This window comes from Acinetobacter sp. UC24323 (genome assembly GCF_024151445.1).
GTDB lineage: Bacteria > Pseudomonadota > Gammaproteobacteria > Pseudomonadales > Moraxellaceae > Acinetobacter > Acinetobacter baumannii.
Genome location: NZ_JAHIBY010000003.1, coordinates 231941 through 256898 on the forward strand (window position 1 = coordinate 231941; position 24958 = coordinate 256898).

25 protein-coding genes are annotated in these 24958 nt (G+C 40.7%); 18 read left to right on the forward strand and 7 right to left on the reverse strand.

The features are described 5' to 3' along the window. Positions 1–18: 18 nt before the first annotated feature. The gene (locus KNQ97_RS06210) at positions 19–1284 is read right to left on the reverse strand and encodes a glutamate-5-semialdehyde dehydrogenase (protein ID WP_001154158.1); all 1266 of its coding nucleotides are present in this window, start codon (positions 1282–1284) and stop codon (positions 19–21) included. A 299-nt stretch (positions 1285–1583) separates the two neighbouring features. Here KNQ97_RS06210 and KNQ97_RS06215 point away from each other — a divergent pair, with 299 nt between their 5' ends. Then, a complete protein-coding gene (locus KNQ97_RS06215; RefSeq protein WP_017816405.1) occupies positions 1584–2897 on the forward strand; it encodes an alpha/beta fold hydrolase in 1314 nt (437 codons plus the stop codon). Between the two features lie 53 nt (positions 2898–2950). Here the strand turns inward: KNQ97_RS06215 and KNQ97_RS06220 are convergent, their stop codons facing one another. Together KNQ97_RS06220 and nagZ are read right to left on the reverse strand one after the other, a co-directional pair. Then, the gene (locus KNQ97_RS06220; RefSeq protein WP_000191939.1) at positions 2951–3793 is read right to left on the reverse strand and encodes a class I SAM-dependent methyltransferase; all 843 of its coding nucleotides are present in this window, start codon (positions 3791–3793) and stop codon (positions 2951–2953) included. Between the two features lie 325 nt (positions 3794–4118). Continuing rightward, positions 4119–5138, reverse strand: coding sequence for a beta-N-acetylhexosaminidase (gene nagZ, locus KNQ97_RS06225; protein ID WP_253611982.1), 1020 nt, complete (start codon positions 5136–5138; stop codon positions 4119–4121). A 192-nt stretch (positions 5139–5330) separates the two neighbouring features. Between nagZ and KNQ97_RS06230 the strand changes: the two genes are divergently transcribed. From KNQ97_RS06230 to KNQ97_RS06295, 14 genes are all read left to right on the forward strand, one after another. Continuing rightward, the gene (locus tag KNQ97_RS06230) at positions 5331–7514 is read left to right on the forward strand and encodes a carboxy terminal-processing peptidase (RefSeq protein WP_075400734.1); all 2184 of its coding nucleotides are present in this window, start codon (positions 5331–5333) and stop codon (positions 7512–7514) included. A 138-nt stretch (positions 7515–7652) separates the two neighbouring features. Next, complete coding sequence (locus tag KNQ97_RS06235; protein WP_085940557.1) at positions 7653–8951, forward strand: glycosyltransferase family 1 protein; 1299 nt, start codon at positions 7653–7655, stop codon at positions 8949–8951. A gap of 24 nt (positions 8952–8975) precedes the next feature. Next, on the forward strand, positions 8976–9527 hold the full coding sequence (locus KNQ97_RS06240; protein WP_000669565.1) for a phosphatase PAP2 family protein: 552 nt from the start codon (positions 8976–8978) through the stop codon (positions 9525–9527). A gap of 99 nt (positions 9528–9626) precedes the next feature. Beyond that, entirely contained in the window at positions 9627–9827 is a 201-nt protein-coding gene (iscX, locus tag KNQ97_RS06245; protein WP_000524329.1) for a Fe-S cluster assembly protein IscX, read from the forward strand. 113 nt (positions 9828–9940) lie between these two features. Further along, a complete protein-coding gene (gene ndk, locus KNQ97_RS06250; protein ID WP_000963851.1) occupies positions 9941–10372 on the forward strand; it encodes a nucleoside-diphosphate kinase in 432 nt (143 codons plus the stop codon). Between the two features lie 122 nt (positions 10373–10494). After that, positions 10495–11727, forward strand: a complete 1233-nt coding sequence (gene rlmN / locus KNQ97_RS06255) for a 23S rRNA (adenine(2503)-C(2))-methyltransferase RlmN (protein WP_000093084.1) — start codon at positions 10495–10497, stop codon at positions 11725–11727. A 15-nt stretch (positions 11728–11742) separates the two neighbouring features. After that, positions 11743–12543: a type IV pilus biogenesis/stability protein PilW gene (gene pilW / locus KNQ97_RS06260; RefSeq protein WP_253611983.1), complete on the forward strand. Its 801-nt coding sequence runs from the start codon at positions 11743–11745 to the stop codon at positions 12541–12543. Beyond that, positions 12534–13325 (forward strand): RodZ domain-containing protein, encoded by a 792-nt coding sequence (locus tag KNQ97_RS06265; RefSeq protein WP_000405163.1) that lies wholly within the window; start codon positions 12534–12536, stop codon positions 13323–13325. The genes pilW and KNQ97_RS06265 overlap by 10 nt, the downstream gene beginning before the upstream one ends. Positions 13326–13346: 21 nt before the next feature. Then, positions 13347–14462: a flavodoxin-dependent (E)-4-hydroxy-3-methylbut-2-enyl-diphosphate synthase gene (gene ispG, locus KNQ97_RS06270; protein ID WP_000572095.1), complete on the forward strand. Its 1116-nt coding sequence runs from the start codon at positions 13347–13349 to the stop codon at positions 14460–14462. After that, positions 14459–15751, forward strand: a complete 1293-nt coding sequence (gene hisS / locus KNQ97_RS06275; protein WP_000095254.1) for a histidine--tRNA ligase — start codon at positions 14459–14461, stop codon at positions 15749–15751. Before ispG ends, hisS begins: the two co-directional genes overlap by 4 nt. Before the next feature lie 28 nt (positions 15752–15779). Beyond that, positions 15780–16478 carry a tetratricopeptide repeat protein gene (locus KNQ97_RS06280; protein WP_000058788.1) on the forward strand — a complete coding sequence of 233 codons (699 nt, stop codon included), beginning with the start codon at positions 15780–15782 and terminating at the stop codon, positions 16476–16478. After that, entirely contained in the window at positions 16478–17623 is a 1146-nt protein-coding gene (gene bamB, locus KNQ97_RS06285; RefSeq protein WP_001072119.1) for an outer membrane protein assembly factor BamB, read from the forward strand. Before KNQ97_RS06280 ends, bamB begins: the two co-directional genes overlap by 1 nt. A gap of 187 nt (positions 17624–17810) precedes the next feature. Further along, positions 17811–19220 carry a ribosome biogenesis GTPase Der gene (gene der / locus KNQ97_RS06290; RefSeq protein WP_000805592.1) on the forward strand — a complete coding sequence of 470 codons (1410 nt, stop codon included), beginning with the start codon at positions 17811–17813 and terminating at the stop codon, positions 19218–19220. A gap of 117 nt (positions 19221–19337) precedes the next feature. Continuing rightward, positions 19338–19994, forward strand: a complete 657-nt coding sequence (locus KNQ97_RS06295; RefSeq protein WP_253611984.1) for a 4'-phosphopantetheinyl transferase superfamily protein — start codon at positions 19338–19340, stop codon at positions 19992–19994. A 67-nt stretch (positions 19995–20061) separates the two neighbouring features. Here KNQ97_RS06295 and secB read toward each other — a convergent pair whose 3' ends face one another. From secB to rsgA, 4 genes are all read right to left on the reverse strand, one after another. Continuing rightward, entirely contained in the window at positions 20062–20520 is a 459-nt protein-coding gene (secB, locus tag KNQ97_RS06300; RefSeq protein WP_001288260.1) for a protein-export chaperone SecB, read from the reverse strand. 27 nt (positions 20521–20547) lie between these two features. Further along, positions 20548–20805, reverse strand: coding sequence for a glutaredoxin 3 (gene grxC / locus KNQ97_RS06305; RefSeq protein WP_000729828.1), 258 nt, complete (start codon positions 20803–20805; stop codon positions 20548–20550). Positions 20806–20816: 11 nt separating this feature from the next. Further along, positions 20817–21233 carry a rhodanese-like domain-containing protein gene (locus tag KNQ97_RS06310; RefSeq protein ID WP_000443006.1) on the reverse strand — a complete coding sequence of 139 codons (417 nt, stop codon included), beginning with the start codon at positions 21231–21233 and terminating at the stop codon, positions 20817–20819. 98 nt (positions 21234–21331) lie between these two features. Beyond that, entirely contained in the window at positions 21332–22390 is a 1059-nt protein-coding gene (gene rsgA / locus KNQ97_RS06315; protein WP_001173998.1) for a ribosome small subunit-dependent GTPase A, read from the reverse strand. A gap of 125 nt (positions 22391–22515) precedes the next feature. On the opposite strand from rsgA, the gene orn reads away from it, so the two are divergent. From orn to KNQ97_RS06330, 3 genes are all read left to right on the forward strand, one after another. Next, the gene (gene orn / locus KNQ97_RS06320) at positions 22516–23082 is read left to right on the forward strand and encodes an oligoribonuclease (RefSeq protein WP_000099436.1); all 567 of its coding nucleotides are present in this window, start codon (positions 22516–22518) and stop codon (positions 23080–23082) included. 155 nt (positions 23083–23237) lie between these two features. After that, on the forward strand, positions 23238–23969 hold the full coding sequence (locus KNQ97_RS06325) for a Bax inhibitor-1/YccA family protein (RefSeq protein WP_001191562.1): 732 nt from the start codon (positions 23238–23240) through the stop codon (positions 23967–23969). A 136-nt stretch (positions 23970–24105) separates the two neighbouring features. Continuing rightward, positions 24106–24909 carry an enoyl-ACP reductase gene (locus tag KNQ97_RS06330; RefSeq protein ID WP_002027450.1) on the forward strand — a complete coding sequence of 268 codons (804 nt, stop codon included), beginning with the start codon at positions 24106–24108 and terminating at the stop codon, positions 24907–24909. Positions 24910–24958 lie beyond the last annotated feature (49 nt).

Consider the following 24958-nt stretch of genomic DNA (forward strand, 5'->3'; position numbering starts at 1 on the left):
TTTATTTAAGTAGGAGGCTTATTGACGAATTTGACCGTCACCTAACACAATCCATTTTTGAGAAGTTAAACCTTCTAAGCCAACAGGGCCGCGTGCATGAATCTTATCTGTTGAGATACCAATTTCAGCACCTAAACCATATTCAAAGCCATCGGCAAAACGAGTTGATGCATTAACTACGACGGAGCTTGAATCTACGCGAGCCAAGAACTGACGTGCCAAAGTATAGTTCTCTGTCACAATGGCATCGGTATGATGCGAACCATATTTGTTGATATGGTCAATGGCTTCATCAATACCGCTCACCACTTTAACTGCAAGAATCGGCCCTAAATATTCGGTATACCAATCTTCTTCTGTCGCAGGTTTTACAGAGCTTCCTAAAATACGACGTGTTTCTGGGCAACCACGTAACTCAACTTGTTTTTCAGCATAAAGCTCAGCAATGTGTGGTAAGAAAACTTCTGCAATTTTTTCATCAACGAGCAGAGTTTCCATTGCATTACAAACGCCGTAACGATGTGTTTTAGCATTCAAGGTAATTGGTAACGCTTTTTGTAAGTCTGCTTGTGCTTCCACAAACACATGACAGTTACCATCAAGATGCTTAATCACAGGAATACGAGCTTCGTTGGTTACACGCTCAATTAAGCTTTTGCCACCACGTGGAACAATGACATCAACATATTCAGCCATAGTAATGAGATGACCAACCGCTGCGCGGTCAGAAGTTTCAATCACTTGTACTGAGTGCTCAGGTAAACCAGCAACTTTTAAGCCATGCTTCACTGCTTCTGCGATTGCTTTATTTGACTCAAGTGCTTCTGAGCCACCACGTAAAATAATGGCATTGCCCGATTTAATTGCTAAGGATGCAGCTTCAAGTGTGACATTTGGACGTGATTCGTAAATCATACCAACGACACCTAGAGGTACACGCATTTTCCCAATTTGAATGCCTGTGGGGCGATATGCAAGATCCGTAATTTCCCCAATTGGATCGACAAGCGCGATCACATCTTTTAAACCTTGCAACATCCCTTTAAAACGTGCGGGCGTAAGCTCAAGACGATCAAGTAAGGCGCTGTCGAGCTGATTGCTACGGCCTTTTTCCATGTCGATCTGATTCGCCGCCAAGATAGCTGCTTGGTTGTTTTCCAAAGCAGTATAAATAGCAGAGAGTGCATGATTTTTAAGTGAGGTAGAAGCACTTGTTAAGACGCGTGAAGCATCACGTGCTTGTTGCCCAACTTTTTGCATATATTGTTCAATTGAATCTTGCATAGCATTTTTTAATCATTTACCAATGACTACGATAGTAGCAGTCAAATGCGGAACAATGAATGGCTTTTTTTCAAAAATGTGATCGCTATAAAAAAACATTTAAATATTTTGCAAACTATTAGCGGCTTAAACAGGATGAGCGGTCAATTCAGCGATTGCGTATATTTCAGACAATTGTTTAGAATGTTATTGTGCAATACAAACAAATACAAATTTTAAAGATTTGTGCATAAAAGATTACGTGTTCAAGAAGGAACTCTTGCAGCATAAAAAAATTACAGCAAGGAGGAAGCAAGGATATGAATTCCATTATTCAAATGGATTCGGAGATAAACCAAGCTTATGCCGGTTTTGGGTTTTTCGATATCTACCATAGAGATAGTTTTAAACAGCCAGCTCGTACCACATGGATTGACGGTTGGAAAATTGAATACATGGCGATTGCAGACCCACAAACGATTCACAAAACACCGATTGTGATTGTTGGTGGTGCTTTTCAAAATTTTAACTCGTATAAATATTGTGTTGAACAACTATTTGAAAGTGGCCCGGTCATTCTAATTGACTTGCCATCAATGGGTGCAAATCAACAAATTACCAATCGAGATACCGGAATTTCTGCTGGAACATTAGAACTACCTGATTTGTCAGAAATGTTAGGACGTTGGTTAGATATCGTCGGAATTCAAAAAGTTTCTGTAATGGGAATGTCGTTGGGTTCAGTTGTTGCTTCTTGTTTTGCTTATCATCGTCCAGATTTGATGGACCGCATGATTTTAATGGGTGTCATGCAAAAGACCCGTAAAAGTTGGCGGATGATTCTGGAAGAGTCGCTCAAACTCATGCAAGAAAATCGTATGGAAGAGTTCGGGCAAGCGGTAATTTTATATTTGGTGAATCATGCCAAATTAGATAAAACACGTATGTCGCCTACAGCTAAAAAATTATTTTTTAGGCAAATGGCAGAATTTACGGGTACTGAACGAGAGCGTTATGAAATTAACTGTAATCGCCTTTTGCGTTTAACAGATGTACCTATTCCAGAATGTAAGACACTGGTCGCAGCAGGGCAGTACGATAGTTTTACTTTGCCTCATGAAAATGCCAATTTTGCTTTGCAATGTCCGAATATGGAATTTGCTCTGATTGCTAACGCCGACCATGTGCCGCAGCTCCAGCGTCGTAAAGAAACTATGAGTTTGTTCACTTCATTTTTGAAAGGTGAATCTATCCAAAATCTGGATGGCATTATTCCAATGACGCGTGAGCAAATGCAAAACATGGAACGCCGAGGTGAAGAGCGTATACCAGTTCTCCAGCCTAAAACCAAACTGAGCCACCGTGAATGTGAAACAGAGGTGCCAGTGACGATTGTTGACGTGACTTTCTTTGGGATGTATTTGAAGTTAGATGATGTAGCACAGCTTGAGTTTGTAAATGAACACCCACGTGATTTGGCTTTACATTTAGAAGATGAAGAGGGTGCTTTCTCGATTGAGTGTTTAATTTTTGAAGCTACTGAACAAGGAGTCCGTGCCTTATTTAAACATGGTAGCTTTGAGCTTGCTGACCGTTTAAGCCGCTTCATTGCTCGCCAGAAACAAGCAGCTTAACGTTTAATTCTTTTATGATTTGGAAGCCTCAAAACTCACGAGGCTTCCATTTTTTATTTTAATTGAGCATGGATAGTCCAGACTAAGTCGCCTAAATGCTCTTCATCGCTGTCTTTAGAAACTTGTCCAAAGAATATTTGCGGTTGTTCAACGTTAACTTGACTAAAGCCTGCATCTTTAAAAAAGTCTTTCACTTCTAGTGGAGTCTTAAAATGAAAACTAAATGAGCTTCGAGACATAAGTTTAAGTAATTTACTGCTGTTCCAGATAATACTAGCAAGTTTGTTTTTAACGGGTTCAGGATACAGGTCGGTTAAATAATAAAGCTTTTTAAAGGAAGCACCATAGTGGGCAATGGATTGGATCAGTTGCTTTAATAAGTCTTTATCAAAATAGTTAATTAAACCTTCACTGATTACAACTAGTGGGCGGTTAGAGTCAAACACTTCAAATGCTTGAGCAAAGGCTTCGGTAAATAAATCGACCGATAAAACCTTAGGTGCATTTTTTTCAATTTGTTGTAGTGCATTTTGTTTTGTTTGAGCCATATCGGGTAAATCAAGCTCTCGATAGCTAATGGAAGGATAATGCTGCCTAAACCACCAGCCACGAGGTGATAAACCACAGGCAATTTCAAGCACCTGTAAATCAGGATTTTCTTGAATTAACTTCTCTAAATCATGATCAAGCATGGTATGGCGCTGTTTAAGCGTCGTGCGCATACTGCCACCGACATATTTCTCTGCCCAAGATTCTAATGGGTGAACTAAATATGCCAACGATTTTCCTTTGCTGGTGGCAAGTGCTTCATGTGAGATCCCCATTTGATACCAGATATAGCCTGTATAGTGGGCTGTAAAAGAAATGTGGCGGTGTTTTGAAAGGTGTTGTGTCATTCGTCCTGAACTCGATTTATTGTTTTTGTGTGAACTTCATTATTAATAACAATGAAGAGGTTCTAATGCATTGATAGTGAATGAACCTGCATGACGGAGTCCTGTCAATTAGGTTGGCATTCTGGGATGAACTTTCAGTTGGAGTTACTTTTCTTTCGGGAAAAGTAACCAAAACCATTGTCATACGCAAAACCTGTTCACTTTCTGCATCTATCAAATATATTGAAGCAATCAATATCCTTCAGCAGATGAGCAGGTTGCGTATGACTTAACCGCGTATCAGATAGTGAATAGGTTTTTGTAGCCAATTAAAATTTTTACTAACTTAAATCGAATTTTTAAACTCTTCAATGGCTGTTTTGACAGCTTGCCATTCATTTCCAAGCGATAAAGTTTCACCAACTTGGATTTGTGGAATTCGACCACGCATACGTTCTAAACGCTCTTGATTTGGTAGCTCTAAGTTTGCAATACCATCGAGTGCTGTACATGCTGCACTACGGTCATTACACACTAGCCCCATATCACAGCCTGCTGCCAGAGCTGCTTGAATACGCGCATCTGCACCCCCAGCGACACAAGCAGCTTGCATGCTTAAGTCATCGGAGAAAAGTACGCCATTAAATTTCAAGCGATTACGAAGGACTTCTTGAATCCAGAAAGGTGAGAAACCTGCCGGATTTGGGTCAACCTGATCGTAAATCACATGTGCCGGCATGAGCGCATCTAGCTCAGGCATAAGCTTAATAAAGCTTTGCATGTCATGATTATAAATTTCGTCATAGCTACGGCTATCGATTGCAGCTGCGACATGTGAATCGGCTTTTACCGAACCGTGACCAGGGAAGTGCTTACCGGTATTTGCCATGCCGGCTTTTTTCATACCGCGTATAAATGCACCAGCAAGTGGAGCGATATCTTCGATATTTTTAGAGAAGCCACGGTCACCAATCACATCACTAATCGCATTGAGGTCTAGAACCGGTGCAAAACTAAAATCGATACCGACTGCAAGCACTTCAGTCGCCATTAACCAGCCGCACTGTTCAGCTAATCCAAGTGCTTTTTGAGGTTGAGTTATATAGAGCTCGCCAAAACGGCCCATGGCTGGCAATAATGTAAAGCCAGATTTTAGACGTTGAACGCGACCACCTTCTTGGTCGACAGCAATCAAAATATCTGGGCGAACTTGGCGCATATGGTTGGTTAAAGCACGGACTTGTTGTGGTGATTCAATATTTCGTGCAAATAAAATCATGCCACCGACTTGCGGAGCTTGTAATAGTTCAATATCTTCTTGAGTAAGTTCTGTGCCGGCTATGTCCAGCATCAACGCGCCAATCATATTGGTTCCATTTGAATTTTGATTGAAAAACAATAAGCGAATTTTGCAATGATTTGCTACATTTTGTCAGTACAGAATATGATAAAACTACACGGTATAAACAATTTAGTTGGTTAAGATGTTGAATCTGCTTAGTTCATATCGAAAACAGAGCGTGTAAGATACGAACACCCAAGGAAGTATTAAGAATTTATGAAACTTCAAACTATAGCTTGTGCAGTAGCAATCGCGACTGGCGGTTTATTCTTCTCTCATACGATGAACGAAGCAAGAGCAGCAACCAATACTGCTGCTGTTTCTCAATCGATCCAGCCAACGCAAGAGCAAGCCTTGGTGGCTCGTCAACTGGCAACTTTAGTAGACCGCCAACATTATTTAAATATGCGTCTGGATGCGAACACATCTAACCGTATTCTTGATATGTACTTAGACAGTCTTGATCCGGACCACTCATTATTTTTAGACGCTGAAGTTCAAAACTATAAAAAGCTCTATGGTTCAAATTTTGGTGCTTCATTAAAAGCGGGGAATTTAACTGGGCCATTTGCTATTCACCAGCAATATCGTGAGCGCTTAAAACAGTTTTATGAGTTCATGCTTGCTGAGTTGAAGAAACCACAAAACTTAAAACAGCCAAATACTTTTATTGAAGTAGATCGCGAAAAAGCACCGTATTTTAAAACGTCAGCTGAACAGCAAAATCACTGGCGTAAAATGCTGGTTTCTCAGTTAATTAATTTAACAATTAGCCGTGAAGAAGAGCAGGCAAAACAAAAGGCGTTAAAAGAGAACCCTTCACTTGCTGATGGTCAAGATTTAACAGGCCCCGAAGATTTAACGCCAGCTCAGACTTTGACTAAGCGTTATACGCGTCAGCTTGAAAGAATTAGTCGTGTGAAAAGCGACGATGTGTTGGATAAAACATTAAATGCAATGTTGGCAACTTATGATCCGCACAGTAACTATTATCCGCCAATTGATGCGATAGAGCTGAACCGCCAAACAACCTTACAACTTGAAGGTATTGGGGTATCGATTCGCCCAGAACGTGGTAATGAAGATTACACCAAGATTGAAACTATTGTAGAAGGTGGTCCTGCAAGTAAGTCTGGTCAAGTGAAATCAGGAGACCGAATCGTTGGTGTCGCTCAAGAGGGCGGCAAAATGATCGATGTGGTCGGCTGGTCGAGTTCGGAAATTGTTGGGTTGATTCGTGGTAAGCGCGGCACAAAAGTAACGTTGAAGCTTCTTGGTGCTGGTGCATCAATGAGTCAGGCACGCAATGTGACTTTGGTACGTGATGTCATTCAAGAGGAAGATGCCGGTGTTCGTTCACGTACAGTTGAAGTGACACGTGATGGTAAAAAGCATCTATTAGGTGTGATTGAAATTCCATCGTTCTATTTTGACTATCGTTCACGTCGTGCCGGTCAACAATATCGCTCAGTTTCTGAAGATACTGCAAATGCGTTTGAGGCATTAAAAGCCAAGAAAGTTGAAGGTATTATTATTGACCTGCGTAATGACCCAGGTGGCTCATTAGAAGAAGTTGCACGTATGCTTGGACAAGTGATTAAGTCAGGTCCAGTTGTGCAAATTCGTGATGGCAATGGCAATGTAAGTGTATTTGAAGACAACGATGGTGGTCAGCAAATCTATACAGGTCCACTCGCTGTATTGGTGAACTTGGCATCAGCATCTGCAAGTGAAATTTACTCTGCTGCAATTCAAGATTATGAGCGTGGCATTATCATTGGTAGTACAACCACAGGTAAAGGTACAGCTCAGGTCCAACTCGATACTTTGGCATATGGTCAAGCAACCTTAACTCAGCGTAAATTCTACCGTGTAACGGGTGGTAGTACGCAAAACAAAGGTGTAGTGCCAGATATTAAGCTTGTTGATATCTATAACGAAGAGTTTGGTGAGCGTAAATCGAAAAATGCGTTGAAGTGGGATACGATTCCGACTGCACCATTTAAGCGTGAAGGTTCAGTGCAGCCATATGTAGCGAAGCTGTCTCAACTTTCGGAACAACGTGTTGCTGCTGATCCACAGTTTAAGTATTTAAATAAACGTACGGCAATTGCGAAGGTTACGAGTGATCAGAAACAAGTTGTGCTTGATATTGATAAGCGCCGTGCAGAGCTTTTGAGTTTAGAAAAGCAAACTTTAGATGCTGAAAATGAACGTCGTATAGCAACAGGTCAAAAACCTTTCCCTAACTGGGAAAGCTATCAGGCATCTCTAGATGCTTTAGCTGAATCTCGTGCCAAAATGAAAGCTAATCAACGTCCTGCGTTGCCAGAAGAAGAAACGTTCGTAAATGAAGCTGCGAATGTATTGATGGATTATGCGAAATTGCAGAACCGTTAAGTTCTCTTGTCTGTTTTATGAAAAAGCACGCTGTTCTCAGCGTGCTTTTTTAATTTTTATGTCAGTAAACTGTCATGCATTTATCATCAAAGTGTCAAGAAAGCTGCTTAATCTTTAAGCATGAAAATAAATATACTGATGGATGGCGCTATGCAAGGCTCATACGCGACAGCACTATTAAAACAACAGCAACTTCCTGAAAGCTTCCAATTCTATTTTAAACAAAAACAGCATTTGTCTAATACTCAGGAATTGCACCAACTTCACGAGTTGGTTCGTCCTCGTTTAAAAATTGCGATTGTGACAGAAACATGGCCGCCTGAAATTAATGGTGTAGCACTCTCTTTGTTGCAGTTATGCCAAGGTTTACAGAAACAAGGGCATAAAATTCTACTTGTTCGACCTGAGCAAAAAGCCAAATGTCATGATTTTTTGCCAGAACAAGAATGTCTGGTCATGTCACAAGCGATTCCAAAATATCCAACTTTGCAATTTGGCTGGCCCCAATATTTAAAAGTTTCAAAAGCTTTTGAAAAATTTGTGCCAGATGTCGTACATATTGTGACTGAAGGACCGTTAGGTTTAACAGCCATGCAAGCCGCAAAAGCCAAAGATATTCCGGTCTCTAGTGGTTTTCATTCGCCGTTTCAAGATTTTAGCAGGTTCTTCGATTTGGCCTTTTTGGTGAAGCCGATTCAAAAATACCTTTGCTGGTTCCATAACAATACTCAAGTGACCTGTGTTCCAAGTAAAGATACGGAAGAGGCTTTACGCGGTTTTGGCATTACATGTCCTCTAGTCGTTGTTGGGCGAGGAGTGGATACTACTCGGTTTTCACCAAAACATCGCTCAGAAAACTTACGCCAGCAATGGGGCGTTGATTCCGATACACGTGTCATGTTGTATGTAGGTCGTTTATCACCGGAAAAAGAAGTCCAGCTGATCGTTGAGAGTTATGCAGCTATGCAAAACATTCAGCAACAGAAAACTAAACTGGTTGTGGTGGGAGATGGCCCGGATCTTGCTCGATTAAAAGCACTACCTGAAGCGAAAAATGTTATTTTTACGGGTAGTTTGCGCGGGCACGATTTGGCAGTCGCATATGCAAGTGCCGATGTCTTTGTATTTGCAAGCCAAGTTGAAACGTTTGGTAACGTAGTTTTGGAAGCAATGGCGAGCGGTTTGCCAGTTATCGCGTATGATTATGCATGTGCACACCAGTATTTAATACATGGCGTAAACGGTTGGTTAAGCCCACTTGGGCATAAGAACCATTTTATACAACAAATTTATCAGCTTCCTTCAATACAACAACTTAGAGAAATGGGCATACAAGCCTGTCATAAAGTACAGCAAAGCGGTTGGCAACTTCCGGTACAGCAATTAGAACAGGCATTTTATCAGGTAGTGAAGGAACCCTCGGCGGACTTCACCTAAGTATCCTAAAATAGGAGAACAACCATGAAATTTAAGAATGCAAAAATAAAAATACTCGATCTCGATTTACGAGGCTGCTTATATCTCAATAATTTCTCTCATTCACAACGTGTGGCATTATTCTTTAAAATTATTAGCCGTGCTGGTGACGGACCTTTTTGGTACCTTATGTTGGCGATTGTATGGGGAATGCAGGGCATTACTTATAGCTTGCAAATTATCTATTTGCTACTTGGTGGTTCGGTTGGAACAGCAATTTATAAATTCTTAAAACATAAAACCACGCGTCCACGTCCTTACCAAGTACATCAGGTGATTGTTCTCGGTGAAAGACCACTCGATCACTTTAGTTTTCCATCAGGTCATACGTTACATGCTGTCATGGTGACAATTGTGTTGGGGTATATCCAACCTGTGTTGCTTGCAGCGATGTTGCCGTTCATGGTGCTTGTGGCATTGTCTCGTATGGTACTTGGACTTCACTATCCGAGTGATGTGATTGTGGGCGCACTTATTGGTGCAGCAGTAGCAAGTCTGATTATTTTTGTCGCGCCATTATTGGGCATTGCTTTATAACGAACAGTAATTTTTATCAGCTTAAGCTATCGATTAGGTTTGTGGATTTGCTAAAGTACACAGTTCTTGATTTAGCAGATTAAACAGATAGGAGCCGCTATGGGCTTACGTTGGACAGATACGATTGATATTGCCATTGAATTGTCAGAAGCACATCCAGAAGTTGATCCGCAATGGATTCGTTTTACCGATTTACATGCATGGGTTTGTGCGTTACCAGACTTCAGTGATGACCCAAATAAATCAACCGAAGGATTGCTAGAAGCTATCCAAATGGCTTGGTTGGATGAAGTTCGCTAAAAACAGTAGAAAAAATCGCAACTTTTACACATTCAAAGCTGATTATTGCCTATGACATCGGTATAATGCGGCAAATTTTTTAAAGTTTAAATCTTAAAATAAAGGAGCCACTCATGGCAATTGAACGTACTTTGTCTATCGTAAAGCCAGATGCTGTGTCTAAAAACCACATCGGTGAAATTTTTGCTCGTTTCGAAAAAGCGGGTTTAAAAATTGTTGCGACTAAAATGAAACACCTTTCTCAAGCTGACGCTGAAGGTTTCTATGCAGAGCACAAAGAACGCGGTTTCTTTGGTGACTTAGTTGCATTCATGACTTCTGGTCCAGTTGTTGTATCTGTTCTTGAAGGTGAAAACGCAGTTCTTGCTCACCGTGAAATCTTAGGTGCTACAAACCCTAAAGAAGCGGCTCCTGGTACTATCCGTGCTGATTTCGCTGTAAGCATCGATGAAAATGCTGCTCACGGTTCTGACTCAGTTGCTTCTGCAGAGCGTGAAATTGCTTACTTCTTTGCTGACAACGAGATCTGCCCACGCACTCGTTAATCGAAAGCATTCAAACCAGATAAGTGGTATACTACTTATCTGGTTTTTTTATTCTCTCAAGAGCATATTGTTTGATTCTTGAACAATATATTCTTTTTTTGACATGGTTTAGGTAAATACACATGAGTTCTGCAGTGGTCGTTTCATCTGAAAATCTTGATGGACAGCAGCAATCTTCGTCCACGCCAGCATCGCCTGCTGCCGAAAAAGTGAATTTACTCGGCATGTCACGTGCTGAATTAGAAAAATTCTTTGAAGATATTGGTGAGAAAAAGTTTCGTGCCGGTCAGGTTATGAAATGGATTCATCAATACTTTGTTACTGATTTTGCTGAAATGACCAATATTTCAGGCAAATTACGTGCAAAGCTTGAACAAATTTGTGAAATTAAAGCCCCTGAAGTGGTACACCGTCATTATTCAAAAGACGGAACACGTAAATGGGTGTTTCGCGTAGGTGAAGGTTCTGGCTCTTTAGTAGAAACTGTATTAATTCCTGCCGAAGATAAAACAGGTTCACGCAAAACTTTGTGTATTTCTTCACAAGTGGGCTGCGCATTGGACTGCTCATTTTGTTCAACAGGTAAGCAAGGTTTCCAGCGCGATTTAACGCCAGATGAAATTATTGGGCAACTTTGGATGGCAAACTATTCCTATATGGAAGAAGTGCCTGTTGCTGAGCGCGAGCGTTCAGTGACTAATGTTGTGATGATGGGTATGGGTGAGCCATTGCTCAACTACGATGCTGTATTAAGCTCAATGCACATTATGCTCGATGACTTTGCTTATGGTATGTCAAAACGTCGTGTGACTTTGTCAACGTCAGGTGTTGTGCCAAAAATTGACCAACTTGCGAAAGATATTGATGTTGCTTTAGCAATTTCCCTACATGCGCCAAATGATGAATTGCGTAATGAACTTGTGCCTATTAATAAAAAATATCCATTGGCTCAGTTGATTGCGGCATGTCAGCGTTATATTGCCAAAGATGGTAATGAAAGCGCGCGTAAACATGTGACCATTGAATATGTCATGTTAGAAGGTGTGAACGACCAACCTGAACATGCACAGCAGTTGCTTAAATTACTTAAAAACTTACCAAGTAAAATTAACTTGATTCCATTTAATCCGTTCCCTCATGCGCCATATGGACGCTCAAGTCGAAATCGTATTATCTCTTTCCAAAAAACTTTGTCTGATGCAGGATTTGTGTGTACGATTCGTCAAACACGTGGCGATGATATTGATGCCGCATGTGGACAATTGGTCGGCCAAGTTGCTGACCGTACGCGTCGTGCTGAGCAGTGGCAAAAGAAAGTGGCTCAACGACAAGAGATTTTACGTACACAAGGATAATATTGAGGGCAGACTTTGAGTACTCCGAAGTTGAAGATCATGTTATGTATGGGGGTTGCTGTTGCACTTTTGGCAAGTGGTTGCCAGACTTCGCAAACGGTTAAAAAGGACCCGGAAAAAGCAGTAAAAGTGCGTACGCAGCTTGCTGCCGAATACATTCGTTCTGGTGACTTGGATTCTGCAAAGCGTTCTCTTGACCAAGCGTTAAGTGTCGATAGTCGTGATGCAACGGCAAATATGATGATGGGTATTTTATTGCAACAAGAAGGCAGTAAACCCAATTTAGAAAAAGCAGAACATTACTTTAAGCGTGCAATTTCGTCTGAACCAGACAATGCTCAGGCACGTAATAATTATGGTACGTATTTGTACCAAATGGAGCGTTATAATGATGCTATTGAGCAATTTCGTATTGCTGGTGCAACATTAGGCTATGATCAACGTTACCAGGCTTTAGAAAATCTGGGGCGAATTTATTTAAAACTAGGCGATATTGCGAGTGCTGAAAAAACATTCAAACAAGCACTTCTTGCTAACCGCGAATCTTACATTTCAATGTTAGAGTTAGCAGAAATTTTTTATTTGCAGCAGCAGATTCCGGCTGCTACACAAATGTATGAACAATATGTTCGTACAGTGGGGCAGAAAAATCAGGGTGCACGTGCACTTTGGATTGGTTTAAGAGTGGCTCGAGCCAATGCGGATAAAATGGGAATGCAAGTTTTAGTAAACCAGTTACGTGCTTTATTCCCGGAAAGTCCAGAATATCAACGTTATTTGCAATTACAGTATAGTACTGAGGCCGTATGGAAATAAATCCTAATTCACAGCAGCCAACTGGCTCAAGCTTACCGACTTCTGCTTTAGGAAATATTCAACGTCCTGGTGAGTATTTACGTCAAATTCGTGTTTCTCAGAAAAAAGAATTAGAGCAAGTATCTTCAGATTTAAATATGCCGCTGAAAACGCTCAATGCGTTAGAGCAAGACGACTATAAATCTTTGCCAGAAGCGACTTTTATCAAAGGCTATTATCGTTCTTATGCGAAGTATTTAAATACTGATGCAACTGCAATTATCCAGCGTTTTGATGAGATTTATGCAAACGATACTGGGCTTTTGCCAAATCATGCTTTAAACAACTCACCAATTAAAATCATGGGTAAATTACCGGGTTCTAATAGTGATCGTAACAAAAAATGGTTAAAGCGCGCACTGCTTGCAATTTTGATTATTGCTGTCGTGTCATTAATTGTGATGGGTGTCCAAAAATGGACCTCAAACAAAGAAGATGCTGAGCTGCCAAAAGCAAATCAGTCTAATGTTGAAGTTTTACCTATGAAAGGGAACACCTCTGCAACAGTGGGTGACCAATTGGTGTTAAACTTTAACCGTCCAACTTCTGTTCATATTGTAGATGCAACAGGGAAGGTTTTAGCGACGGGTCGTCAGGCATCGACTTTAACCTTAAATGGTGAGTCTCCATTCCAGATTCGTCTTGATGATGCGACGGCTGTGTCATTAAGTCTAAACCAAGAACAGATTTCATTGTCTCCATATACGGTAAACGGTAAAGCTGAATTCCGTTTATCCCGCTAATACCATGAGTTGAGCGATACAATGATAGAGAACCCAATTAAACGTCGACCAACACGTAAAATCCGTGTTGGTTCGGTCTATGTCGGTGGCGATGCACCTATTAGTGTGCAAAGTATGACAAATACCGAAACTTGCGATGTTGACGCAACTGTGGCTCAGATTGAGCGTTGTGTTGATGCAGGTGCAGATATTATGCGTGTTTCAGTGCCTTCTATGGAAGCTGCTGAAGCCTTTGGTGCAATCCGTAAGCGTGTTTCAGTTCCATTAGTAGCTGATATCCATTTTGACCATAGAATTGCTTTGGCAGTTGCAGATTATGGTGCGGACTGCTTGCGTATTAACCCGGGCAATATCGGTTCAGACCAGAAAGTTCGTGAAGTTGTGGCTGCGGCACGTCATCACGGTATTTCTATGCGTATTGGCGTGAATGCGGGTTCTCTAGAAAAAGATTTACAGAAAAAATATGGCGAGCCTACAGGGCAGGCACTTCTTGAGTCAGCTTTACGTCATATTGATATTTTAGACCGTCTTGACTTCCATGAGTTTAAAGTCAGTGTAAAAGCATCAAATGTGTTTTTAACCATGGATGCTTATCGTTTACTCTCTCAACAAATTGATAATCCATTACACCTTGGAGTGACTGAAGCTGGTATTTACCGTACAGGTACTGTGAAATCAGCGATTGCTCTTGGTGGGTTATTGATGGAAGGCATTGGCGATACGATGCGTATTTCGCTTGCTGCTGAACCTGAAGATGAAATCAAGATCGGTTTTGATATCTTAAAATCGCTTGGTCTACGTTCTAACGGTATTAACTTTATTGCTTGTCCAAGTTGTTCTCGCCAAGAATTTAACGTGATTCAGGTGATGCAGGCTTTAGAAGAGCGTTTAGAAGATATCCGTACACCAATGGACGTTTCGGTTATTGGCTGTAAGGTAAATGGCCCAGGTGAAGCAAAAGAAGCAGATATCGGGGTCGTTGGGGCTGCGCCTCGTTCATTGGTTTATCGTAATGGTGAGAAAAGCCATTTAATTGATACCAATCAATTGGTTGATGAAATCGAAACTATGGTTCGTCAACGTGTTCAAGAGCTTGAAGAAGCTAAATCTAAAGAAATTATTCGTAGTTCATCATGAGTTCAATTGTCGCAATCAAAGGTTTTAATGACGTTTTACCAACGCAAACAGCAGCGTGGAGACGTCTCGAGCAGCATTTAGCATCTTTAATGGATGCTTATGGTTACCAACAAATTCGTTTGCCGATCGTTGAACAAACGGGACTGTTTAAACGTGCTATTGGTGATGCTACCGATATCGTAGAAAAAGAAATGTACACATTCTTCGATAAAGGAAACCCACCTGAATCACTGACTTTACGTCCGGAAGGAACAGCGGGTTGTGTTCGTGCGTTGGTTGAACATAACTTGTTGCGTGGTGCTACGCCACGTGTGTGGTATATGGGACCTATGTTCCGTTATGAAAAACCACAAAAAGGCCGTTACCGCCAGTTCCACCAGTTTGGTGTGGAAACTTTTGGTGTAGCGACTCCTGATATCGACGCTGAATTGATTATGTTGACTGCCCGTTTGTGGAAGCGTATGGGTGTTGATCACATGGTTCAACTTGAGTTGAATACTTTGGGTGAAACAGATGAGCGTACGGAATATCGTAATGCTTTGGTTGCGTTCTTAAATGAACATAAAGATGCTTTGGATGAAGATTCACAGCGCCGTTTAACAACAAACCCATTACGTATTTTAGATTCTAAAATTGAGTCGACTCAGAAAATTCTGGAAAATGCGCCGAAATTACATGACTTCTTAAAAGAAGACAGTTTAAGCCACTTCCAGCAATTACAAGATTATTTGACTGCCGCAGGCATTAAATTTGTAATTAACCAAAAATTGGTACGTGGTCTAGATTATTACAATAAAACTGTTTTTGAATGGACAACAACAGCATTAGGGTCGCAAGGTACAGTATGTGCAGGTGGACGCTATGATGGTTTGGTTGGCCAGTTAAAAGGTAAGGCTGATCAGTCTGTTCCAGCGGTCGGTTTTGCAATGGGGATGGAGCGTTTATTGCTTCTACTTGAGCAAGTCGAACAGGCTGAAATTGTACGTGACTGTGAAGCGTTCTTGGTTGCGGAGCCTGCTTATCAATCTAAAGCTTTAGTTCTAGCAGAACAATTACGTGACCAGTTAGAAGCTGCGAATAGTAACATTCGCATTAAAACTGGTTCACAAGGCAGCATGAAGAGTCAGATGAAAAAAGCTGATCAGGCTGGGGCTGTTTACGCCATAATTTTGGGTGAACGTGAGTGGGAAGCACAGCAGCTTGCTGTAAAAGAGTTGGCAACAGCTGAGCAATCACAAGTTGCGTTGGCTGAACTCGTACCATTCTTAATTGAAAAATTTACAAAATAAACTGAAACATCTGGAAAAGGACAATCACATGAGCTTAAGTGATGAAGAACAATTCGACAGCTTAAAGTCGTTCGCCAAAAAATATGGTTCTGCCATGATTAGCGGGATTCTCATTGCATTGATTGCCTTTTTCGGGTGGGAATATTGGCAAAAAAGAAACCTTGCAACGAGTCAGACAGAAACTGCAAAAGTACAGCAGTTAATGGATGAAGCAAATGCAACAGCCGATAATCCAAATGCTTTAGCTTCAATAACAGCTTCGGCAGATAAGATTGTAAAAGACGATATTGATTCAGTTCAGGCGATACAAACTCAATTTGTATTGGCAAAACTTGCATATGAAAAACAAGATTATGCTGCTGCTGAAAAAGCTTTGAAAAAAGTTGAGAATTCAAAAGTAAAAGATGAAGGACTGATTCAGGTTGTAAAATTGCGTTTAGCAGATGCACAATTGGCGCAAAACAAATATGATGAAGCTCTAAAAACCTTGTCTGGTGATGTCGATCCGGCATTTAAAGCAACAGTAGAAGAGTTACGCGGTGATATCTTTGTTGCTAAGAAAGATATTGATTCTGCTAAAAAAGCATATCAAGCTGCATGGGATTCGTTACTGGAACGTAAACAAGAGCGACAAATTTTACAAATTAAACTCGAAAGTGTTGGCGTTTTAGTTGAAGATCCACAGATTGAGCGCCCAATTTTGGAAACACAGGTGGAAGAGTCTTAATGAATCAGAAATTCAAACTGCCTTTGGCAATTGCAATCGCATCGGCTGTATTGGTCGGATGTTCTAGCAACAAAGTAAAAGAAGCAAAACCAAATCCACTACCGAAATTGACTGAGTCAAATAAGAGTTTGGTGCCCGTGTTTTCACGCAGTGTTTCTTCTACGAATAAGGCAGATCCATTACGTTTACAACTTGACGCTAGCGAAGGTGTTGTTTTTACCCTTGATCCTAAAGGTGAAGTTGCTGCATACCGTGGTAAACAACGTCTTTGGGAGAAAAAAGTTAGTAAATTGGGCTTAAGCTCTGGTGTTGAAGCAGCTGAAGGTATTGTTGTTGTTGGTAACAGTAAAGGTCAGTTATTTGCTTTAGATCAGGCAACGGGTGAACAAAAATGGACTGCACAATTATCTGGTGCTTTATTAAGTCCTTCTTTAGTTCAGTCTGGCCGCGTAATTACAATTGCAAATGACGGTACTGTATTTGCACATGATGTATCATCAGGACAACAAGTTTGGGCATATAAATTGCCAAATGTTCAGTTCAGTTTACGTGGTCAACCATCGCCAGTGAGTCTTGACCCTCGCACGGTTTTAATTGCTTCTGCAAATGCATATGTTTATGCAATTGATACGATTAGTGGTATTCCGCGCTTCCAACGCCGTGTTGCAGTAAGTGAAGGGCGTTCTGATATTCAGCGTTTAATTGACATTGATGGTGATCCGGTTGTTGCGGGTCAACTCATGGTAACAACTAGTTTCCAAGGCCAAGTAACTGTTACTGATCTTGCTTCTCAACGCGTGGTTTGGAGTGAAGATTCAAGTAGCACCAAGCGTCCAGAAGTTTATGATAATAAAGTGTTTGTTTCGTCAACTGATGGCAAGCTTACTGCTTATGACTTAACAACAGGCGAACAGCTTTGGCAAAATGATAGTCTCTTAAACCGTCATTTAAGTAATCCTGTCGTCTTGGGATCGGACCTTATTGTTGGTGATTTGGATGGTGTTTTACACCTAATCGACCCGACAACAGGTAAGTTGATTGGTCGTTCTAAAACAAGTGGTGAGGTCAATACATTACGTGTGATTGAGAATCAGCTCTATGTTTCGACTCGAAAAGGCGATTTAAGTATTTGGCAGAATCGTTAATTTTGTTCGCTTGTGCTAAAATAGCCGCTTAACAAATTACGCTGTTAAAAATATCGGGGTGTTTGAATTAAATCAGTTCAAAGCCCCGTCTTTTATTATGGTCATATCTGGCCTTAAAATATATCTCCTGTACTGTTTCTAATGCTCATGCCATGAGATATGGCTGGTCTTGAATTAAGGTTATTGTATGAAACCCGTTATTGCGCTCATTGGTCGTCCGAATGTCGGAAAATCAACGTTATTTAACCAGATTACCAAGAGTCGTGATGCACTTGTAGCCGACTTCGCGGGTTTGACTCGTGACCGTAAATATGGTGATGCGACTTATCAAAATAAGTCTTTCATTGTTGTTGATACTGGCGGTATTGGTGAAAGTGAAGGCGGTATCGATAACTACATGGCCGAGCAGTCGAAAACAGCCATCAATGAAGCAGATATTATTATTTTTGTAGTTGATGCGCGTGCCGGATTGTTAGCTTCCGATGAGCAAATTGCCCGTGAATTACGTACTTTAGGCAAGAAAATTTATCTTGTTGCCAATAAGGTTGATGGTGTTCATGCTGAAGCTGCTTTGGTTGAGTTCTACAAGCTTGGTATGGGTGAACCATTACAAGTTGCAGCGAGCCATGGCCGTGGCGTACAACAAATGCTTGAGGATGTACTTCAAGATATTCCAGAAGATGAAAATCCTGAAGAGCATGACAAAGATACCGGATTGCGTCTAGCAATTATTGGCCGTCCGAACGTGGGTAAATCAACGTTAGTAAATCGCTTACTTGGTGAAGACCGTGTGGTAGCGTTTGACCAACCAGGTACAACTCGTGACTCTATTTATATTCCGTTCGAGCGTGAAGGCCGTAAATACACTTTAATTGATACAGCAGGTGTACGCCGTAAAGGTAAAGTTGATGAAATGATTGAGAAATTCTCAATTGTGAAGACTTTACAAGCGATGAAAGACGCACATGTGGTGGTGGTTGTAGTTGACGCCCGTGAAGGTATTGTTGAGCAAGACTTACATTTAATTGGCTATGCGCTGGAAGCTGGGCGTGCCATGGTCATTGCGATCAATAAATGGGACAACATGAGTGAATACGACCGCAAGCAGTGTAAGCTTGATGTTGAGCGCCGTTTTGACTTTATTCCTTGGGCTCGAATTCACCTTATTTCTGCTCTACATGGTACTGGGGTAGGTGAGTTATATCCATCAATTCACCGTGCTTATGAGTCTGCAAACTTAAAGGTATCTCCTGCGAAATTGACGCAGATTTTGAATGATGCAACTGATCAGCATCAGCCGCCGACAGTTCAAGGCCGTCGTATTAAAATGCGTTATGCGCACATGGGTGGGCAAAATCCACCGACTATTGTGATTCACGGTAACAAGGTGGATAAGACTCCTGCAGATTACCGCCGTTATTTAGAGAATGTGTTCCGTAAGGTTTATAAGCTTGAAGGTACACCAGTTAAAATTGAATTTAAGACTTCTGAAAACCCGTTTGAAGGCCGTAAGAGTCAGGTCGATGAGCGTACTGCTGCACGTCGTCGTCGTTATATTCAGAAATTCAAAAAAGCAGAAAAGAAATTTAAACGTTAATCTGTTTTTAATTGAAAAAGCCCAAAGTCTTCTTTGGGCTTTTTATTGTATTGTCTAATCAGGTATCAGTAAGGTTTTAATGCTAGCTGTGAATTATGGATGGTTCGGATTAATAAAATGAATAGTAAACATGTGGACATTTATATAGGAAAACTCAATGATTTTTTAAATCGAAAACAACACGACTTTCCCGACTTTCGTTCATTTAATCATTATAAAAAACAACAAATAAAGAGTATCAGAAATAGACTGATTGCAGAGAAACTACAACTCATTTCAACGGAATTGGAGTTTGCCAAGCATGAACATGGCAAACCTTATTTATTGAATCACACTTTGTATTTTAATCATTCACATAGCCAACAATATTATGCTTTAGCGCTGAGTGAGCGAGTTAAAGATATTGGTATAGATGTTGAAGAGCTTGATCGTAAAGTACGTCTGGATAGTCTGGCACAACACGCTTTTCATCCTGATGAATATGCAACGTGGCAAAGTCTAGAACAAGATAGAGAATATTGGTTTAAAGTCTGGACGACTAAAGAAGCTGTTTTAAAAGCATCGGGTCTTGGTATACGTTTAGATTTAAATACCTTACACACCCAAGCACATCCTACAAATCAGGGCGGATTATGTTCGCATGAGCTTATTGGGACATTTGCCTACCAAAACTTTGTGTTAGGTAATATGATCTTAACAGTCGCATGGCGTTCAGAACAATCATGCCGTGGATTCCAGTTTCCTTCTATTCAGATTCATTCACTTGAGCGTTAAATCTAAATTACTCCCATAAAAAAACCGCGAATTACGCGGTTTTTTGAGTTTAGGGTAAGCTATAAAATTAAGCTTGACCTTCAACAGCAGCAGCTTGAGCACGTTGCATGTTTGCTTCGAACTCTGCATCAAAGTTGATTGGAGTAAGAAGTAACTGTGGGAAGCTACCTTTTGTTACTAAGTCGTTTACAGCTTCACGTAAGAACGGGAACAAAATGTTCGGGCAGTATGCACCCAAAATGTAAGGTAAACGGTCTTCTTCGATATTATCGATTAAGAAAATACCAGATTGAGTTACATCTACGATGAACGCTGTTTCATTATCGTTATTGGCTTGAACCACAACTTTTAAAGATACTTCAAAGTGAGTTGGGTCAATCTTTTCAGCAGCAGAAGAAAGATTGATGTTAAGTTCAGGTTGCCATTGTTTAGTGAAAACTTGTGCCCCTGGAACCTCAAAAGAAATATCTTTTGTATAAATACGCTCTAAAGCTAATTGTGGTTGAACTTGTTGTTCTTCGCTCATTGTTTTTTCCTTAATATGGATGCGATGTTAAGCCAATAATTCGTCGAGTTTACCTTCACGCTCTAAAGCATAAAGTTGGTCAAAACCACCGATAAACTGATCATTAATAAAAATTTGTGGAACAGTGCGATGATTTGTACGTTGCATTAATTCAGCACGTACTTCTGGCGCTTCAACAGAAAGATTTACTTCTTTGTAAGCAACACCTTTACGCTCAAGTAATTGTTTAGCGCGAACGCAGTACGGGCATACAGAAGTTGAGTAAACAATGACATTTGCTGCCATAACAATTCTCCTTAAGCTTTTGGTTTGCTTTTAACGAGAGGTAAGCCTTGAGCTTTCCAGTTACTGATACCACCATCAAGGCGATAGCTGTCATGATGAGCGACTTTCTGTAAAGCGCTACCAGCAACTTGCCCTAGGTTGCAAATAAATACCAATGGACGGTCACTTGCTTTTAATTCATCAGCATGACTTGCAATTTGGCTATAAGGAATATTGCGGCTACCACTAATGTGACCTTCGCGGAAGTCTTTGCTATCGCGTAAGTCAATCAAAAGGGCATTTTTCGCTTTCACTAAAATACCAAGCGACTGTGGAGAAATTTTACGACCGTTACGTTGACCTTCAAAAATGAAGAACAATACGATCAAGACTCCGAGTGTACCAAACAAAATGGGGTGATTCCCCATAAACTCTAACCAGCGTTCCACAAGTCACCTAAAAAAAATTAAAAACAAAATTGACCTAGAGTATAGCGTATATAGATGGTGATCAAAATCACCACTTCAAGGGCAAATAGGGTAGAAAATTAGTTTTTTTGCTGAGCTTCTTGAATCTCATCGATTAAACGTAAAAAGCTGTCTAGGCGGCGTGGTAAAATTTCACCTGCTTCAACAGCCTGTTTTAAGCCACAGTTCTTTTCATGAGTATGAGTGCAATTACGGAATTGACACGAACCTAAATGTGCTTCGATTTCAGGGAAGCCCATACGAATTTTATCTAAATCGAGATGCCAAAGCCCAAACTCGCGAATTCCCGGTGAATCAATCAAGGCGCCATTTTTACCAAAGTTGATTAAACGTGTAGAAGTTGTGGTGTGCTGTCCAAGTGCTGAGTTTTCAGAAATGATATTGGTTTTTTGTTCAGCATCTGGAATGAGCACATTAATAAGTGAGCTTTTCCCAACCCCTGACTGACCTACAAAAGCTACTGTCTCGCCATCAAGACGCTGGGACAATGCTGAGATGTCACCTTTAGAATGACAAATCATGACTTCATAGCCTAAATTTTCATACTCTTTGAGCATGTCGAGAATCGGATCATTTTCAGTGAGTAAATCTGATTTATTAAGCACTAAAAGAGCCGGAATATTTGCATCTGCACATGCCACTAAGTAGCGGTCAATCAAAGTAGGTGCCGGTTCTGGCAGTGGGGCAAAAACAATAACGATTAAGCTGATATTCGCAGCTACAGGTTTTACTTTGTGATAGCGATCCGGGCGTGTAAGTAAAGATGTACGTGGATGAATTGCGGTAATAATCCCTAAACCTGTATTAGGGTCAGCTTGCCACTTCACTCGGTCACCAGTGACCAGTAATTCAAGGTTTGTACGGGTGTGACAGCGCCAAACGCTATTTAATTCAATGGGTTTCCAAAACGGTTCTGGTTCGCCTTCGGCGACTTGCGGTTTTTCTGGGTGATGATCGGGTACAGAAAGTGCCTGTACTTCAAGTTGACGTCCATAGTGCTGTACAACCAGCCCATCTAGATCTTGTGAAGTATCGACTTCTTCTTGGCGAGTTTTATGCTGTTTTTCAATACGACGTTGCTGTTGCTCAGTTAAACGACGCTTACGAATTAGAGCCATTCATATCCCAAAAAAACCATTGTTTGAAGACCGCAAAAATAGCACGAAGCTGGTATGGAATTACAGCGCAGAAGCAAGAAATTTGCTACTATTGATGTTTTTACGGCACTTTAGAACGTACATTCATGAGCAGTACTTTAAATACACGATTAATTTGGATTGATCTGGAAATGACAGGTTTAGATACCGACAACGACCAGATTATTGAAATTGCAACAATTATTACAGATGATCATTTAAATGTACTTGCCGAAGGTCCGGTTTTGGCTATTCATCAACCTGATCGTATTTTAAATGCAATGGATGAGTGGAATACGCGTCAGCACGGCCAGTCAGGTTTAATTGAACGAGTTCGTCGTAGTAAATTGACCGCTCGTGATGCTGAGTTACAGACTTTAGAATTCCTAAAAAAATGGGTAAATCCAAAAGTTTCACCAATGTGTGGTAACTCGATTTGTCAGGATCGCCGTTTCTTACATCGTCTTATGCCCGAACTAGAACAGTATTTCCACTACCGTAATCTTGACGTATCTACAGTAAAAGAACTCTCAAAACGCTGGCGTCCTGAAATTATGAGTGGCCTGAAAAAAAATGCGTCACATTTGGCGATGGATGACATTCGTGATTCCATTTCTGAGCTTAAGTATTACCGCGAATACTTCTTTATTATGAATACTGACGGTAAAGATTGATTAGGTTATTCAAGTAAGAAGAAAAGGGGGCGAAAGCTCCCTTTTTTATTATTTAAAGGACATTGTTACAATAATGCCAAGTGGGAATTTGGCTTTCATATTCATTTTGCTTAAAATGATGTTTTAAGTTTATTTATTATAAAAAGAGAGCATTTATGCAAAGTAATAACCCGATACTGACACGCGTTGAAACGGTCAGTGACTATAGTCAACCGATGACCGTGCAAGGTGCGATTCAAAAATCTGTTATGTTGACCATCATTGCTGCTGCAGTGGGTGTCGCTTTATTTTTCTATGCAGCCTTTACTGCAAATGTTGGTATTGCTTATGCGGCTTCAATTGTGGGTGCAATTGGCGGCTTGGTTTTAGCTTTAATTACGACTTTTAAACCAACGACTGCACCAACTTTAGCAATTCCTTATGCTTTATTTGAAGGGGCTTTCTTAGGTGGTATTTCTTTTACTTTCCAGTTGAAATATCCGGGCGTTCCTCTTCAAGCTTTATTGGCAACTTTCGTCACGACTTTGGTGATGTTTGGTCTATATAAGTTTCAAATCATACGCGCAACTGAAAAGTTCAAATCAGTTGTGATCTCTGCATCTTTGGCGATCTTTATTGTATTTATCGTGCAGATGGTGATGCGTTTAGCGTTTGGCTCAAGCATTCCTTATATTTTTGAAAGCAACTGGTTAGGTATTGGTTTTGCTGCTTTTGTTGCAGTGATTGCTTCACTGAACCTAATTTTAGATTTTGATTTGATCGAAACCAATGCAGCATATCGTGCACCAAAATTCATGGAATGGTTGTGTGGTATTGCCTTACTTGCAACTTTAGTATGGATGTATATCTCGTTCTTACGTTTGCTTGGCTTATTGTCTGACGACTAAAAATGAGTTGGTAAAAAGTCGCTCCTAAATGGGAGCGATTTTTTTTCGTGCGATTTTTGAAAAAAGATGCATTATGCAATTTCGAAAAACGTTGAATATTGGCATTATGCTGAAAATTGTTTTGAGTGAGATCGGCATGACACAAGGACTTTTAGCAGGTAAACGCTTTTTGATTGCAGGCGTTGCTAGTAAATTATCAATTGCTTATGGTATTGCACAAGCATTACACCGTGAAGGTGCTGAGCTTGCATTTACTTATCCAAACGAAAAATTAAAAAAACGTGTAGATGAGTTTGCTGAGCAATTCGGTTCTAAGCTTGTGTTTCCATGTGATGTTGCCGTTGATGCTGAAATTGATAATGCATTTGCGGAACTTGCAAAACATTGGGACGGCGTAGATGGTGTTGTGCACTCAATCGGCTTTGCACCTGCACACACGCTTGACGGTGACTTCACTGACGTGACTGACCGTGACGGTTTTAAAATTGCTCATGACATTAGCGCATACAGCTTTGTTGCAATGGCACGTGCTGCAAAACCTTTATTACAAGCTCGCCAAGGTTGTTTATTAACTTTGACTTACCAAGGTTCTGAGCGCGTTATGCCTAACTACAACGTAATGGGTATGGCGAAAGCTTCTTTAGAAGCTGGTGTTCGTTACTTGGCATCAAGCTTAGGTGTTGATGGTATCCGTGTAAATGCAATTTCTGCGGGCCCAATCCGTACTTTAGCTGCTTCTGGTATTAAATCTTTCCGTAAAATGCTAGATGCTAACGAAAAAGTTGCACCGTTAAAGCGTAACGTAACCATTGAAGAAGTGGGTAATGCAGCATTATTCCTTTGCTCACCTTGGGCTTCAGGTATTACTGGTGAAATTCTATATGTAGATGCTGGTTTCAATACTGTAGGTATGAGCCAATCTATGATGGATGATGAATAAGTCTTAAGATTTATTCAGACATAAAAAAAGCCGTAGTTGAAGGACTACG